At 70.2% G+C, this 15,503-nt stretch carries 4 protein-coding genes (1 of these 4 cut by a window edge); 2 read left to right on the top strand and 2 right to left on the bottom strand.

Translation table 11 applies throughout. The annotated features are described in order from the left end of the window. Positions 1-587, bottom strand: a 587-nt coding sequence (locus GTZ93_RS32795; RefSeq protein WP_161663193.1) for a FadR/GntR family transcriptional regulator, incomplete at its 3' end; no start/stop codon positions are given. A gap of 552 nt (positions 588-1,139) precedes the next feature. Between GTZ93_RS32795 and GTZ93_RS32790 the strand changes: the two genes are divergently transcribed. After that, positions 1,140-2,156: an oxidoreductase gene (locus GTZ93_RS32790; RefSeq protein ID WP_257979089.1), complete on the top strand. Its 1,017-nt coding sequence runs from the start codon at positions 1,140-1,142 to the stop codon at positions 2,154-2,156. A gap of 4 nt (positions 2,157-2,160) precedes the next feature. Here GTZ93_RS32790 and GTZ93_RS32785 read toward each other — a convergent pair whose 3' ends face one another. Then, positions 2,161-2,634 carry a GNAT family N-acetyltransferase gene (locus tag GTZ93_RS32785; protein WP_120576384.1) on the bottom strand — a complete coding sequence of 158 codons (474 nt, stop codon included), beginning with the start codon at positions 2,632-2,634 and terminating at the stop codon, positions 2,161-2,163. Between the two features lie 283 nt (positions 2,635-2,917). Here GTZ93_RS32785 and GTZ93_RS32780 point away from each other — a divergent pair, with 283 nt between their 5' ends. Continuing rightward, positions 2,918-15,503 carry the start of a non-ribosomal peptide synthase/polyketide synthase gene (locus GTZ93_RS32780; protein ID WP_161663192.1) on the top strand. The gene runs 19,568 nt beyond the window's last position, so 12,586 of the gene's 32,154 nt are visible here — the first part of the coding sequence; it begins with the start codon at positions 2,918-2,920; its stop codon lies beyond the right edge, outside the window.

The following is a 15,503-nucleotide window of genomic DNA, read 5'->3' as shown; positions in this document are numbered from 1 at the left end:
CGCAGCGCCTCTCCGCCCATGAGCGGCAGCAGTTGGGCGGCTCCTCCCAGGAAGGCCCGCTGCAGGGACTGAACGAGGAGCACGTGCCCCGGACGCGCCGCCACCCGCGCCGCATGCCGCAGCAACTCGAATTCCGCCCACGCGCAGACTTCCCCCGACTCCCAGCGCGCCGCGTCCTGGAGCTGGTAGCACGTGCTCCCCAGCCGGTCCAAGTCGAGGTCCGAGGCCCTCGCGCAGCAGTCGGCCAGAAGCTCCACCAGCACCTGCCGCTTGAGGCTGAAGTAGCCCTCCAGAAGCCACCGGGCATCCGGGTTGCTCGCGTCATGCAGCGCCAGCCCCAGGTTCTCCAGCGTCAGCGACTCATCCAGCGGCACCGCGCGCGTCTTGCGTCCGGGGCGCTGAACCACCAGGCCTCGCGCCGCCAGCCGCCGCAGCGCCTCGCGGATGGTGCCCCGACACACCTCATAGCGGCGCGCCAGCTTCGCTTCGGAGCCGAATTGTCCGCTCGGGTGCAGCCGCCCCAGCGCGATATCGCGCTCGATTTGCGCCTCCACATAGGCCACGAGTCCTCGCCGTTCCATCCCCACTCCCCTTCCTCGTCCCAGCATCGCCATCCAACCACAGGGGTCTGACATGGATGCGCGAGCCCAACGATCCGCGTCGATTGCCGGGCCAGCGCGCCCCCGGGCCGCATGGGGCGAAAACCTGTCCGACAGTCGGACAGGTTTTGAGGCAACCGGGCCCGGTCGGGCGCCCCTGTGCGTGCACCCCATTGGTATCCGTGCGCGCATGACGTTGTGCCGACTGACGGGCCAGCGCGGCCTCGGGCCCCATGCGGCGGAAACGTGTCCGACAGTCGGACAGGTTTTGAGGCAACCGGGCCCGGTCGGGCGCCTCTGCCCCTGGCCTGGTGTCCCCCCCCACGACATCGCGGCCCGCGGCTGCGCGCCGAAACGCCGCTCGTTCTGGCTCACCACTTCGGGTTGCGGCATGGGGCGACGCTCTTCTTGGGCCCTGCTGCGTGCTCCGGTGTCGGGAAGGCGGCAGGGCCAGGCACTTACGTCTGTCCGCATGGTGACCACTTCCCGCTACCCTCGCGGTCCATGACCTCCGCTCGCGTCCCTGGCTCCCCGTTGCGGGTGGGCCTCCTTGGCTATGGCCTGTCCGGCTCGCGCTTCCATGGACCCCTCATCACCGCGGAGCCCTCGTTCACCCTGGCTGCCGTGGCGTCCAGCCGCGCGGACGCCGTGGCCCGCGACTGGCCAGGTGTCCGCACCGGCACCGTGGAGTCGCTGCTGGCGGATCCAGACCTGGACGTGATCGTCGTGTGCACACCCAATGACTCGCATGCATCGCTCGCGGGACAGGCGCTTCGCTCGGGCAAGCATGTGGTGGTGGAGAAGCCCTTCGCTCTGGACGCGGACGAGGCGATGCGGCTGGACGCGCTCGCGAAGGAGCGCGGGCTTTGCCTCACCGTGTTCCACAACCGGCGCTGGGACGGCGACTTCCTCACCGTGCGCCAGTTGCTGGAGCAGGGACGACTGGGGACGCTCTATAGCCTGGAGAGCCACTTCGACCGCTTCCGGCCCCAGGTGAAGGATCGCTGGAAGGAGCAGGACGTGCCCGGCGGCGGGACGCTTTGGGACCTGGGCTCGCACCTCATCGACCAGGCAGTGCAGCTCTTCGGCCTGCCAGAGTCGGTGGCCGCGGACCTGGGCCGGCAACGTCCGGGCGCGAAGGGCACGGATTGGTTCCACCTGGTGCTGCGTTACGGCTCGCTGCGCGTACTGCTGCACTCCGGTTCCGTGGTGCACGCGCCGTGGCCCCGCTTCGTGTTGCAGGGCGACCGGGATGCGTACGTGAAGCATGCGCTGGATCCGCAGGAGGGACAGCTCGAAGCGGGCCTGCGTCCCGGCCATCCGGACTTTGGCCGCGAACCCGCGGAGCGCCACGGCCGGTTGCTGGCCTCGGGGGAAACCGTCGCCACTGTCCCTGGTGCGTATGGCCAGTTCTACCAGCAGCTCGGCGCCGCCATCCTCCACGGCGCGCCCGTGCCCGTGACGGCGCTGAGCGCGAGCGAGACAGTGCGTGTCATCCAGGCCGCGATCCAGAGCAACCTCGAAGGCCGCCGCATTCCGCTGCCTCCTCGCGACTGAAGAATCAGAGCGTCTTCTCCAACACCAGGAACGTGGGCGACGCGTAGCCCGCGTGCGTTCCATGGGAATGGAAGACGTAGCCCTGGCGCGCGTACCACGCATGGTGCGACGTGAGCGCGAGCCGCACCGACAGCCGCACGCGCGTCTGGCCCAACGCGCGCGCTCGGGACTCCACTGCGTCCATGAGGCGCAGCGACATGCCCTGGCCCCGGTGTGATGGCAGCACCGCGAGCCGGTCCAGGTACACGTGGTCCACCTTTGGGTGGAAGAACACGCAGCCGAAGAAGATGCCGTCCGCCTCCGCGACGAAGGCGCCGCCGTCCGACAGTTCACGCCGCACCACGGCCTCCGTCTTGTCGTGCGCGCTGGAGGGCGGATCCAGGCGGCCGCGGTATTCCTCGAAGGCGTCGCGCAGCACCTGGGTGATCCGCTCGGCGTCGGCAGGCACGGCTTCGCGGATCCGGAAGGGCTCGGGCATTCCCGAAGTCTAGTGGAAACGGCAGGCGCGGGCGTTTCACCACCACGGTGAAACACCGCTGAAACATGTCACCAGAGACCAGGCGTGGAGCGGAATTCCCGCTCGGTCTCCAGCGCCCGCATGGCCTCGCTCCCGAGCGGGCTGACAGCCAGGCCCTCTCGACCAAATCGCTGCGGCCGTGTCGGAGTGCCTGTCTACTATCCCGCGCGCTCGCGAGTCCGGGAACCCGTCACATCTCCTTCCCGAGCGTTCGCAAGCCCCCCTCCCAAGGAGTCTCTGGCCCATGGCTTCCACCCCTGAGCAGAAGCGCGCGCGGCTGGCGGAACTGCTGCGAGAGAAGCGCCGCCCCACGTCGCGGGTGCCGGCGTCGTTCGGCCAGGAGCGCATGTGGTTCCAGGAGCGGCTGGCGCCCGGACAGACCGGATTGAACCTGCTCTTTTCGGTACGCCTGGAGGGCCTGCTCGATGTGCCCTCGCTGGCGGGAAGCCTGAACGAAGTGGTGAGCCGCCACGCGGTGCTGCGCACCACCTTCGTGGAACAGGACGGACGGCCATGGCAGCGCATCACGCCCGAACTCGACGTGCCCCTGCCCGTGGTGCCAGTGGCGGATGCCGCGGAGGCCTGGCGAAGACTGCACGAAGAGGCTCGCGCGCCGTTCGACCTGGAGCAGGGTCCCCTACTGCGCGCCGTGCTCTTCGCTGTCTCCCCCACCGAGCACCTGTTGCTGATCGCGCTGCACCACACCGTGTCCGACGGCTGGTCCATGGGCCTGCTCGTGCACGAACTGGCCCTCATCTACGAGGCCCTGGCTTCGGGCGGGACGCCGGTGCTGCCCGCGCTGGCATTGCAGTACGCGGACTTCTCCGTGTGGCAGCGGGAGGCATTGACGGGGGAGGCGCTGGAGGCGTCGATCGACGTGTGGCGCTCGCGGCTGGATGCACGGGCAGTCCTGTCGCTGCCCACGGATCGGCCTCGCTCAGGACAGGCGGACAGCCGGGGCGCGACCGTGTCCTCGATGCTTCCCGCCGCGCTCGTCCAGCGGCTCACAACCCTGGCGGCGCAGGAGGGCACCACCCTCTTCACGGTACTGCTCGCGGGCTTCAAGGCGTTGCTCCTGCGCTACTCCGGGCAGGACGACCTCACGGTCGGAACGCCTGTCGCCGGACGCTCGCGCGCGGAGTTGGAGCCGCTGGTCGGGTTGTTCGTCAACACGCTCGCGCTGCGCACGTCGCTCGCGGGGGATCCATCGTTCCGCTCGATCATGGGCCGCGTGCAGGCGAAGTCGGTGGAGGCCTTCGCGCACCAGGACGTGCCCTTCGAGAAGCTGGTGGAGGTGCTCCAGCCTCCGCGTCACCTGGACGTACCGCCGTTCTTCCAGGTGATGTTCGTCCTGCAGAACACGCCCCTTCCGACCGTGCGCCTGCCCGGGCTGTCGCTGGACGCGCAGTTGGTGGACAGCGGCTTCGCGCAGTTCGACCTCACCCTCTTCGCCTTCGAACAGGCGGACGGCCTGCGCCTCACCGCCGAGTACCGCACCGCCCTCTTTGATGAGGTCACGATGGTGCGGCTGATGGGACACCTGCGCGTCCTGCTGGAGAATGCAGTCTCGTGGCCGGATGCGCGCCTGTCGGAGCTGTCCCTCCTGGACGCAGCCGAGCGGCAGCGAGTGCTTCATGCGTGGAACGGGCACCGGGAAGCGTTTCCTCGCGGGGTGCTGCTGCATCAGTTGGTGGAAGCGCAGGTGGCTCGCACGCCGGACGCGGTGGCCGTCACGTTTGAAGAGACGGCGCTCACCTATGCGCAGCTGGATGCCCGGGCCAACCAGCTCGCGTGGCACCTGCGATCCATGGGCGTGGGGCCGGAGGTTCGCGTCGGGCTGATGCTGGAGCGGTCGCTGGAGCTGGTGGTGGCGCTGCTCGCGACGTTGAAGGCCGGAGGGGCGTACGTTCCGCTGGATCCGGCCCTGCCCGCGCAGCGGCTCGCGTGGATGTTCGAGGACGCCCGGCCCGCCGTGGTGCTCATCCAGGAACGGCTGGTGGCGCGGCTGCCTGCTGGGGACTCCGTGCCGGTACTCCGCCTGGATTCCCAGTGGGCGGAGGTGGATCGGCAGCCGTCCGGCGCGCCGCCTCCGGTGGCCTCCGAGGACGCGCTGGCGTACGTCATCTTCACCTCTGGCAGCACTGGGCGGCCGAAGGGCGCGATGAACGCGCACGCGGGCGTCGTCAACCGGCTCCTGTGGATGCAGGGGGCGCTGCCGCTGTCACCGGGCGACGCGGTGTTGCAGAAGACGCCGTTCAGCTTCGACGTGTCCGTGTGGGAGTTCTTCCTGCCGCTGATGACGGGCGCGCGGTTGGTGGTGGCTCGGCCCGGAGGACACCAGGAGCCGGACTATCTGGCGGACCTCCTCGCGCGGGAGCACATCACCGTCACGCACTTCGTGCCGTCCATGCTCCAGGCGTTCCTGGAAGCACCCGGCCTGCAGCAGTGCACGTCGCTGCGCCAGGTGGTGTGCAGCGGTGAAGCACTGCCGCTGGAGCTGGCTGAACGGTGCCTGGCGCGGCTGCCTCGCGCGCGGCTGCACAACCTCTATGGCCCCACCGAGGCCGCGGTGGATGTCACCGCGTACGAGTGTGTCCGCGGCGCGCTGGGGCGCTCCGTGCCCATCGGGTATCCGGTGGCGAATACGGCGATCCGGCTGCTGGACGCATCGCTGCGGCCGGTGCCCCAGGGTGTTCCCGGAGAGCTGTTCATCGGGGGTGTGCAGGTGGGCCGCGGGTATCTGGGCCGCCCGGACCTGACCGCGGAGCGCTTCATCCCGGACGCGTACAGCGACACGTCCGGGGCCCGGCTGTACCGCACGGGGGACCTTGCCCGGTGGCTGCCCGATGGCGTCATCGAGTACCTGGGCCGAACCGATTTCCAGGTGAAGGTGCGCGGGCTGCGCATTGAACTGGGCGAAATCGAGGCCGCGCTGGAGCAGCACCCCGCCGTGCGACAGGCCGTCGTCGTGGCGCTCCCGGGCGTCACGGCGAGCGACACGCGGTTGGTGGCGTATCTCGTCGGAGGGACGGACGTGGCGGGGACGGAGGCCCTTCGAGCGTTCCTCTCGGAGAGGCTCCCTGAGTACATGGTGCCCGGTGCCTTCGTCTCGCTGAAGGCCCTGCCCTTGACGTCCAGCGGCAAGGTCGACCGCAGGGCGCTGCCCGTGCCGGACATCGCCTCGGGGGAGGCTCCGGAGTACGTCGCGCCGCGCAATCCCACGGAGGAGCAGCTGGCTTCGCTCTGGGCGGATCTGCTGCGCGTGGAGCGCGTGGGCGTGCACGATGACTTCTTCGCGCTGGGGGGACATTCGCTGCTCGCCACACAGCTCCTCTCGCGCGTCCGGGCGGCGTTGCAGGTGGAACTGCCCCTGCGTGCGGTCTTCAAGGCGCCCACGCTCGCGGCCCTGGCTTCGGCGCTGGAGGAGGCACGAGGCCGGAGCGAGGGCCTCCAGGCGCCTCCCTTGCGCCCTGTGAGCAGGGAGGGCGAGTTCGCGCTGTCCTTCGCGCAGCAGCGCCTGTGGTTCCTGGAGCAGCTTCAGCCCGGTGGCGTTGCATACAACCTGCCCGGGACCGTGCTGCTCGAAGGCGCGCTCCATGTTCCAGCGCTGCGGCAGGCCCTGGATGCGCTGATCGAACGCCATGAGGTGCTGCGCACCACGTTCGCCTCCGGGGCCCACGGGCCGGTCCAGTGCATCGCGCCCCCGTCGCCATGCCCGTTCGAGTTCGTGGACCTGGAGGACCTGCCGCCTCCGGGCACACGTGATGCCCGGCTGCGGGACTTCGTCGCCGCGCAGGCGCAGCGGCCCTTCGACCTGGCGCGGGGCCCGATCTTCCGCGCGGTGCTCGTACGGATGGAAGAGACGCGGCATGTGCTGCTCGTGCTCACGCACCACATCGCTTCGGACGGCTGGTCCACGGGGGTGCTCGTGCGCGAGTTGGTTGCCCTCTATCGGGCCTTCGCTTCCGGCCAGCGTCCTTCGCTTCCGCCACTTCCCATCCAGTACGCCGACTTCGCCGCGTGGCAGCGCTCCTGGCTTCAGGGAGAGGTGCTCACCTCGCAGCTTGCGTGGTGGCGGGAGCAGCTCGCGGATGCACCTCCGCTCTTGATGCTTCCCACGGACCGGCCGCGCCCGGCGGCGCAGACGTTCTCGGGGGACCAACTCGCGGTGCGGCTGTCCCGGAAGCTGACGGACGGCGTGCATTCCGTGGCGAGACAGGCGGGGGCCACCCCCTTCATGGTGCTGCTGGCCGCGTACCAACTGTTGCTGTCCCGGTATGCCGGACAGGACGACGTCAGCGTGGGCGCTCCGGTCGCGGGCCGCACCCGTTCGGAGTCAGAGGGACTGATCGGCTTCTTCGTCAACACGCTGGTGCTGCGTGCGCGCATCGATCCACGCGCTTCGTTCCGGACGCTGCTCGCCCAGGTGCGCGCCACGACGCTCGGCGCCTTCGAACACCAGGACGTCCCATTCGAGAAACTGGTGGAGGAACTCCAGCCCGCACGCGACCCGAGCCATACGCCGTTCTTCCAGGTCACCCTCACCCTCCAGAACGCCCCCACCGCGGAGTGGCGGCTGCCGGACCTCACGCTGCGCGAGCTGCCTCCTCCCTTCACTCCGTCGAAGTACGACTTCAGCCTCATCCTGGAGGAGTCACGGGACGGCATCACCGGCAGCCTCCATTACAACACCGACCTCTTCGACCCGGCCTTCCTCCAGGCGTTGATGCAGGGCTACGCCTCGTTGCTGGAAGCGCTTCCCGGACAACTGGAGGTCCCGGTGGCACAGCTACCGCTGATGCCCACGGAAGCACGGCGTCAGGTGCTGGAGGACTGGAGCGGCGTCTCCGCCGTCCTGGACTTCTCCGCGCATTCCGTCACGGCCCGCTTCGAGGAACAGGCCGCTCGGGCGCCAGACGCAGTGGCGCTGGTATCCGAGTCCGGAAGCATGACCTACGCACGGCTCGATGCGCGGGCGAACCAGCTCGCGCACCACCTTCGTGCTTCTGGCATCTCCGAGGGCAGCCGCGTGGCCGTGCTGTTGCCGCGCTCGCCAGACCTCATCGTCTCTCTGCTGGCGGTGCTCAAGACCGGCGCGGCCTATGTCCCCATCGACCTGAATGCTCCACCCGAGCGCTGGTCCCTTCTGCTTGAACAGTCCGGGGCTGCGATGGTCATCACGCGGGAGGCGCTCGCGGATGAACTGCCGTCGCTGATGACGCCGCTGGTGCTGCTGGATGCGGATGCATCCCGGCTGGCTTCGCGTCCGGACGATGCGCCGCCGGAGCCGCGCGCGACAGGCGACCGACTGGCCTATGTCCTCTTCACCTCGGGCTCCACCGGGACGCCCAAGGGTGTCTGTGTCCCGCACCGCGCCGTGTTGCGGCTGGTGGTGGACAGCGACTTCATTCGCTTCGGCCCGGACGAGGTCTTCCTCCAGCTTGCGCCAGCCGCGTTCGATGCTTCGACGCTCGAAATCTGGGGAGCACTGCTGCATGGGGCCCGACTCGTGCTCGCGCCGCCGGGAGAGCTGTCACTCGCGCGTATCGCAGAGGTGCTGACAGGGCACGGTGTCACCACGCTGTGGCTCACGGCCGCCCTCTTTGAACAGATGGCCGTGCATCATCCGGAGACCCTCGCTTCCGTCGCGCAGGTGCTTGCGGGCGGCGATGTGCTCCCGGCCTCTCGCGTGCGGGAACACCTGGCGCGGATGCGTCCGGGCTCGGTGTTGCTCAACGGCTACGGACCCACCGAGAACACCACCTTCTCCGCCACGCACTTGATGCAGGCAGGCGACACCGTGGAGACCGCCGTTCCCATCGGGCGACCGCTGCCCCACTCCACCGCCTACGTTCTGGATCCGGCGATGCGGCCGGTCCCTCCTGGCATGCCGGGAGAGCTGTACGTCGGCGGCGAGGGACTGGCGTGGGGCTACCTCCACCAGCCCGCCCTCACCGCCGAACGCTTCGTGCCCCATCCGTTCAGCACGACACCGGGGTCACGGCTCTACCGCACCGGCGACAGGACGCGCTGGCGCGCGGACGGCACGTTGGACTTCCTGGGCCGCACCGACTTCCAGGTGAAGCTGCGCGGCTTCCGCATCGAACCGGGTGAGGTCGAAGCGGCCCTGCGCGGACTGCCCGGCGTGCATGAAGCCGTGGCCGTGGTGCGCGAGGACGTCGCCGGAGACAAGCGGCTGGTGGCCTACGTCGTCGGCGAGTCCGTGGACGGCAGGGCCCTGCGCTCGGAGCTTCAGCAGCGACTTCCCGACTACCTGATCCCCAGCGTCTTCGTGGTGCTGGACGCCCTGCCCCTCAACGCCAACGGCAAACTGGACCGCTCCGCACTTCCCGCTCCCGAGGCCCCCGTGGCTTCGGCGGACACGTACGTCGCGCCTCGCGACGCGGTGGAGCAACAGCTCGCTGCCCTTTTCGCGGAGGTGCTGCACGTTCCTCGCGTGGGCATCCACGAGGACTTCTTCGACCTGGGTGGCCACTCCCTGCTGGCCACGCAGGTGGTGTCGCGCGTGCGCACGACACTAGGCGTGGAGCTGCCCCTGGGCGACCTCTTCGCGGCGCCCACGGTGGAGACGCTCGCGGTCCGTGTGGTGGCCCTGCGCTCGCGGGAGGACTCCCGACCGGGGACGCCGCCGCTCGTGGCCGGGCCGCGCACGGGTCCCGTGCCGCTGTCCTACGCGCAGCAGCGACTGTGGTTCCTGGATCAACTCCAGCCCGGCAGCGCCTTCTACAACGTGCCCGGCATCCTGGTCCTCGATGGCGCGCTGGATGCCTCGGCGCTGGAGCGGTCCCTCCAGGCCCTGGTGCGCAGACATGAAGTCCTGCGCACCACGTTCGTGTCCGATGGGGACTCGCCGGTCCAGCGCCTCAATCCCGAAGCGACGCTGACGCTGTCCATCGTCTCGCTGGAGTCCACCCCCGAGGACCACCGTGAAGCAGAGGCGCACCGTCACGCAGCCTCCGAGGCCGCGCGGCCCTTCGACCTTGGCATCGGGCCTCTCGTGCGCGCCGTGTTGCTGCGGCTGGATTCACGGCGTCACTGGTTGCTGCTCACGCTGCACCACATCGTCTCCGACGGTTGGTCCATCGGCGTCTTCGCTCGCGAGCTGGGCGCGCTGTACCGGGCCTTCGCTTCCGGTCAGTCCCCGGCGCTGTCTCCCCTGCCGCTCCAGTACGCGGACTTCGCCCTCTGGCAACGCTCGTGGCTCCAGGGAGACGTGCTCCAGGCGGAGCTGGAGTGGTGGCGACGGGAACTCGACGGCGCGCCCACCGCGCTGGAGCTGCCCACCGACCGGCCTCGCCCCTTCGCACAGTCGTTCCGGGGAGCGTCACTTCCCGTGGCGCTGTCCCCAGACGTTTCCGGCGCGGTGAAGGCGCTGGCGGCCCGGGAGGGCGCCACGCCGCTCATGTTGCTGCTCGCGGGCTTCCAGTTGCTGTTGTCTCGCTACACGGGCCAGGACGACGTGCTCGTGGGCTCCGCCATCGCCAACCGCAACCGCGCGGAGACGGAGGGCCTCATCGGCTTCTTCGTGAACACGCTGGTGTTGCGTGCTCGCATCGATCCGCGGGCCTCGTTCCGGACGCTGCTGGCCCAGGTGAAGGCGACGACGCTCGCGGCGTACGCTCACCAGGACCTGCCCTTCGAGAAGCTGGTGGAGGGCATGCAGGGGGCTCGGGACCTGAGCCGGTCTCCGCTGTTCCAGGTGGCGTTCACGTTCCAGAACGCGCCCGTGGACGCGCTGGACCTTCCCGGCCTCCGTCTGGAGCTGCGTGGCGGGGAGATCACCACCGCGAAGTTCGACCTGGACTTCAGCCTCCAGGAACGGAACGGCGCGTTCAGCGGCGACCTGAACTTCAGCACCGACCTCTTCGAACCCGCCACCGTCGCCCGGATGATGGTGCACTTCCAGGCGCTGCTCGGCGCGCTCACGGCCCGCCCCGCTGCGCCCGTGCGAGAGCATTCGCTGCTCGACGGCGCGGAACGCCAGCGCGTGCTCGTGGACTGGAATGCCACACAGCGTCCGCTCGCGCCCCACACCGTGCCGGAGCTGTTCGCGGCGCAGGTGCTCCGTGCTCCGGAGGCCGTCGCGGTCCAGCACGAAGGCCAGGTGCTCACCTACGCGGCGCTGGCGGAACGTGCGCGGCGGCTGGCCCTGCGCCTGCGCGCCTTCGGACTCCCTCCGGAGGCCCGGGTCGCGCTGTGCGTGGAGCGGGGGCTGGAGCTGGTAGTGGGGATGCTCGGCATCCTGGAGGCGGGCGGTTGCTACGTGCCCATGGACCCCGCCTATCCGCGCTCCCGCCTCGCGTTCATGTTCGAGGACGCGGGCATCTCCGCGGTGGTGGGCCAGCGAGACCTGCTTGGCACCCTTCCGGAACACTCCCTGCCCACGGTGTGCCTGGAGCCGGACGCGGAGGAATCCGGCCAGAAACCTGCGCCCGCTTCCTCGGACGTCACGGTGCGGCCGGGGCAACTGGCCTACGTGCTCTACACGTCGGGCTCCACGGGCACCCCCAAGGGCGTGGGCATCACGCACCAATCCATCGTGCACCTGGTGCGGGACACGAACTTCGTCCAGCTCGGGCCTGACGACTGCATGGTGCAGGCGGGCACACCTTCTTTCGACCTGGCCACCTTCGAGGTCTGGGGCGCGCTGCTCAACGGCGCGCGGCTCGTCATCCTGCCGCGTGAGGTGACGCTGGCTCCGGCGGAGCTGGCTCGCACGCTGCGCGAGGTGGGCGCCACCACGGCCCTGTTCGCCACGGCCCTGTTCCACACGGTGGCGCGCGAAGTCCCCGATGCCTTCGCCACGATGCGCACGGTCCTGTACGCCGGTGAGGCCGCGAACGCGGATGCGGCTCGCGCGGTGCTTCACGCGGGGCCTCCGGGCCGGCTGGTGAATCTGTATGGCCCCACGGAGACGACCGTGGGCGTCACCACGCACGACATCGTGGACCTGCCGGAGCACGCGACGTCGGTGCCCATCGGCCGGCCGATGACGCGCGTCCAGACGTACGTGCTGGATGCGCACGGGCAGCCCGTGCCCGTGGGTGTTCCGGGCGAGCTGTACCTGGGCGGTGACGGCCTGGCCCGGGGCTACCTGGGGCGCCCCGAGCTGACCGCGGAGCGCTTCGTGCCTTCACCGTGGGGTGGCGTGCCCGGTGCTCGGCTGTACCGCACGGGCGACCGGGTGCGCTGGCTCGCGGACGGGACGCTGGACTTCCTGGGCCGCATGGACACGCAGGTGAAGCTGCGCGGCTTCCGCATCGAACTGAGCGAGGTGGAGGCCATCCTCCGGCAGCACCCCTCGGTGAAGGCAGCGGTGGCGGGAGTCATCGAGGCTCGCCTCGTGGCGTGGTTCGTGCCCGGCGCTCCGGTGGAGGCAACGGCCTTGCGCGCCTTCGTCTCCGAACGACTGCCCGCGCCGTTGGTGCCCTCCGCGTTCGTGTCGCTGGACGCACTGCCGCTCACTCCCGTGGGCAAGGTGGACCGCAAGGCGCTGCCCGGTCCGGATGCGCGCTCGGTCGCTGGCGGGCCCGTGGCTCCGGAGCGGATGACGCTGTTCCAACAGCGCATCGCCACGCTGTTCCAGGAGCTGCTCCGCCTGGAGTCAGTGGGGCTGCACGATGACTTCTTCGTCATCGGGGGCCATTCGCTGCTGGCCACACAGCTCGTCTCCCGGCTGCGTTCGACCTTCGGAGTGGAGCTGCCGCTGCGCGCCCTCTTCGATGCACCCACCGTCGCCCGGCTCACGGAGCGGGTGGAGTCCTCGCTCCTCTCGCGTGTCGAGGGACCACGCATCCCGGCACTCGTCGCCACGTCGAGGGACCGGGACCTGCCGGTGTCCTACGCACAGCAGCGGCTGTGGGTGGTGGAGCAGCTTCGCCCGGGCGGCAGCCACTACACCATCGCCACCGCGCTGCGGCTGGATGGCGTGCTGGACGTGGAAGCGTTGCGCCGCGCCCTGGAGCTCGTCGTCTCCCGGCATGAAGCGCTGCGCACCACGTTCACGATGAAGGAAGGCCAGCCCGTCCAGCACGTGCACCCAGCGGGTGCATGGGAGTTGCCGGTCACCGACCTGAACCCCATGCCCCGCGAGTCCCGCGAGTCCGAGGCCCAGCGGCGCTCCGTGGAAGAGGCCGCCCTTCCCTTCGACCTGGGACGGGGACCGGTCCTGCGCACGCGGCTGCTCCGCCTGGATGCTCGGGAGCACCTGTTGCTCCTGTGCATGCACCACATCATCTCCGACGGCTGGTCACTGGGCGTGCTCGTCCGCGAGGTGGTCGGCGCCTACGAGGCCTTCGCTTCAAGCCGGACACCCGTGTTGCCGGCGCTGCCGGTGCAGCCCGCGGACTTCGCCGTGTGGCAGCGCTCCTGGCTCCAGGGCGACGTGCTGGCGCGGGAGGTGTCGTGGTGGAAGCAGCAGCTCGCCGGGGCGCCCCAGGTGCTGGAGCTGCCCACGGACAAGGCGCGGCCGCCGCTCCAGTCCACGAAGGGGGCGCTGCTTCCCGTCCACCTTCCTGCGGCGGGCGTGGAGCGGTTGGTGGCGTTGGGCCGCTCGGAAGGCGCGACGCCCTACATGGCGCTGCTCGCGGTGTGGCAGGTGCTGCTGTCGCGGTACTCGCGGCAGGAGGAGCTGCTGGTGGGTTCGCCCATCGCCGGCCGCGACCGCTCGGAGCTGGAGGGGCTGGTCGGCTTCTTCGTGAACACGCTGGTGCTGCGCGGGCGCGTGCGTCCGGGGGACTCGTTCCGGACGCTGCTCTCCCAGGTCCGGGCCACGGCGCTCGCCGCCTTCGAGCACCAGGACCTGCCGTTCGAGAAGCTGGTGGAGGAGCTGCACGTGGCTCGCGACCTGAGCCGCAACCCGCTGGTGCAAGCGGTGTTCGCGCTCCAGAACGCACCCACCGGCGAGTTGAAGGCGCCGGGGCTCACGCTGCGGCCCGTGCCGGTGGACAACGCCACGGCCCGCTTCGACCTGGGCCTGTTGCTGCACGAGGCTCCGGACGGCCTGCGCGGCGTCATCGAATACAGCACGGACCTCTTCGAGCGTTCGACCGTGGAACGGCTGGCCGGACACCTGCGCACGTTGCTGGACGCCGTCGTCGCCGCTCCAGACGTCCCCCTGGCCCAGGTGGAATGGATCACCCCCGAGGAGCGCCAGCGGGTGCTCACGGCGTGGAACGACACAGGGGTGGACTACCCGCGTGAGTCGAACCTCGTCGAACGCTTCGCGCTCCAGGTCGCGCAGCGTCCGGAGGCCATCGCGTTGGAATCGGGTGACGCGCGGCTGACGTACTCGCGGCTCGATACTCGGGCGAATGCGCTGGCCTGGGTGCTGCGCTCGCAGGGCGTGGGGCCGGATGCGCTGGTGGCGGTGTGCCTGGAGCGCTCCGTGGAGCTCGTCGTCACGCTCCTGGCCATCCTCAAGGTGGGCGGGGCCTATGTCCCCCTGGATGCCGCGTATCCAGCGCGGCGCCTGGCCCTCATGCTGGAGGACGCGCCGCCCCGACTGCTCGTCACCACTCGCGCGCTGCGGGCGTCGCTGCCGGTCGCGGAGGCTGTGCCGTGCGTCTTCGTGGAGGAGACGCGCCTGGAGGAACAGCCCTCCACGGCTCCGGACGTGGCGCTCTCCTCGCGGAACCTCGCGTATGTGGACTTCACCTCCGGCAGCACCGGCCGCCCCAAGGGCGTCGCCGTGGAGCACCGGGGCGTGCTGCGGCTCCTCCACGGTGCCCCCTGGGCCCGGTTCACTCCGAACGAGACGTTCCTGCTGATGGCTCCACTGTCCTTCGACGCGTCGACGTTGGAGCTGTGGGGGCCACTGCTGTCCGGCGGAAGGCTCGTGGTATTCCCGCCGCAGCCACCCACCGACCTGGAGCTGCTGGGACAGATCATCCGCCGTCATGGCGTCACGTCGCTCTACCTGTCCGCGGGGTTGTTCGCGCAGGTGGTGGACGTGAAGCAGGAGGTGCTGCGCGGATTGCGACAGCTCTTCGTTGGCGGGGACGTCCTGTCCCCCACGCACACGCGCCGCGTGGTGGAGACGCTGGGCCTTCCGGTGGTCAACGGCTACGGCCCCACCGAGGCCACCGTCTTCACCTGCTGCCTCCGCATGGAGCGGCCCGACGACGTCCCGGCCGAAGCGATTCCCATCGGGCCTCCGCTGCCGAACACGCGGACGTTCGTGGTGGACGGCGCGCTGCGGCCGGTGCCCGTGGGCGTTCCGGGTGAGCTGCTCATCGGCGGGGACGGACTCGCGCGAGGCTACCTCTCCCGTCCGGACCTCACCGCCGAGCGCTTCATCCCCCACCCCTTCGCCACCACGCCCGGAGAGCGCGTGTACCGCACGGGAGACCGGGTGCGCTGGCGCGCGGACGGGAGCCTGGAGTTCCTGGGCCGCATCGACACCCAGGTGAAGGTGCGCGGCTACCGCATCGAACTGTCCGAGGTCGAAGCCGCCCTCCGGGACTGGCCCGCCCTCACCGACGCGGCCGTGCTCGTGCGCGAGGACGTCCCCGGCGACAAGCGGCTCGTGGCCTACGTGGTGACCGGAACGCTGGACGTCCAGGCGCTGCGCGAACACCTGCGGCAGCGGCTGCCCGAGTACATGGTCCCGGCCGCGTTCGTCCCGCTGCCCGTGTTGCCCCTCACCGCCACCGGCAAGCTGGACCGCCAGGCCCTGCCCGCGCCGGACGTCGCGGCGAGTGCCCGCAAGGGACGCTTCGTGGAGCCCGCGGATCCGCTGGAGGAACAGCTCGCCGCCATCTGGGCGCGGGAACTGGGTGCCCGGAGCGTGGGCGTCCACGACCACTTCT

The organism is Corallococcus exiguus (assembly GCF_009909105.1).
Taxonomy (GTDB): domain Bacteria; phylum Myxococcota; class Myxococcia; order Myxococcales; family Myxococcaceae; genus Corallococcus; species Corallococcus exiguus.
This window is presented reverse-complemented; position numbering and strand designations above follow the sequence as displayed.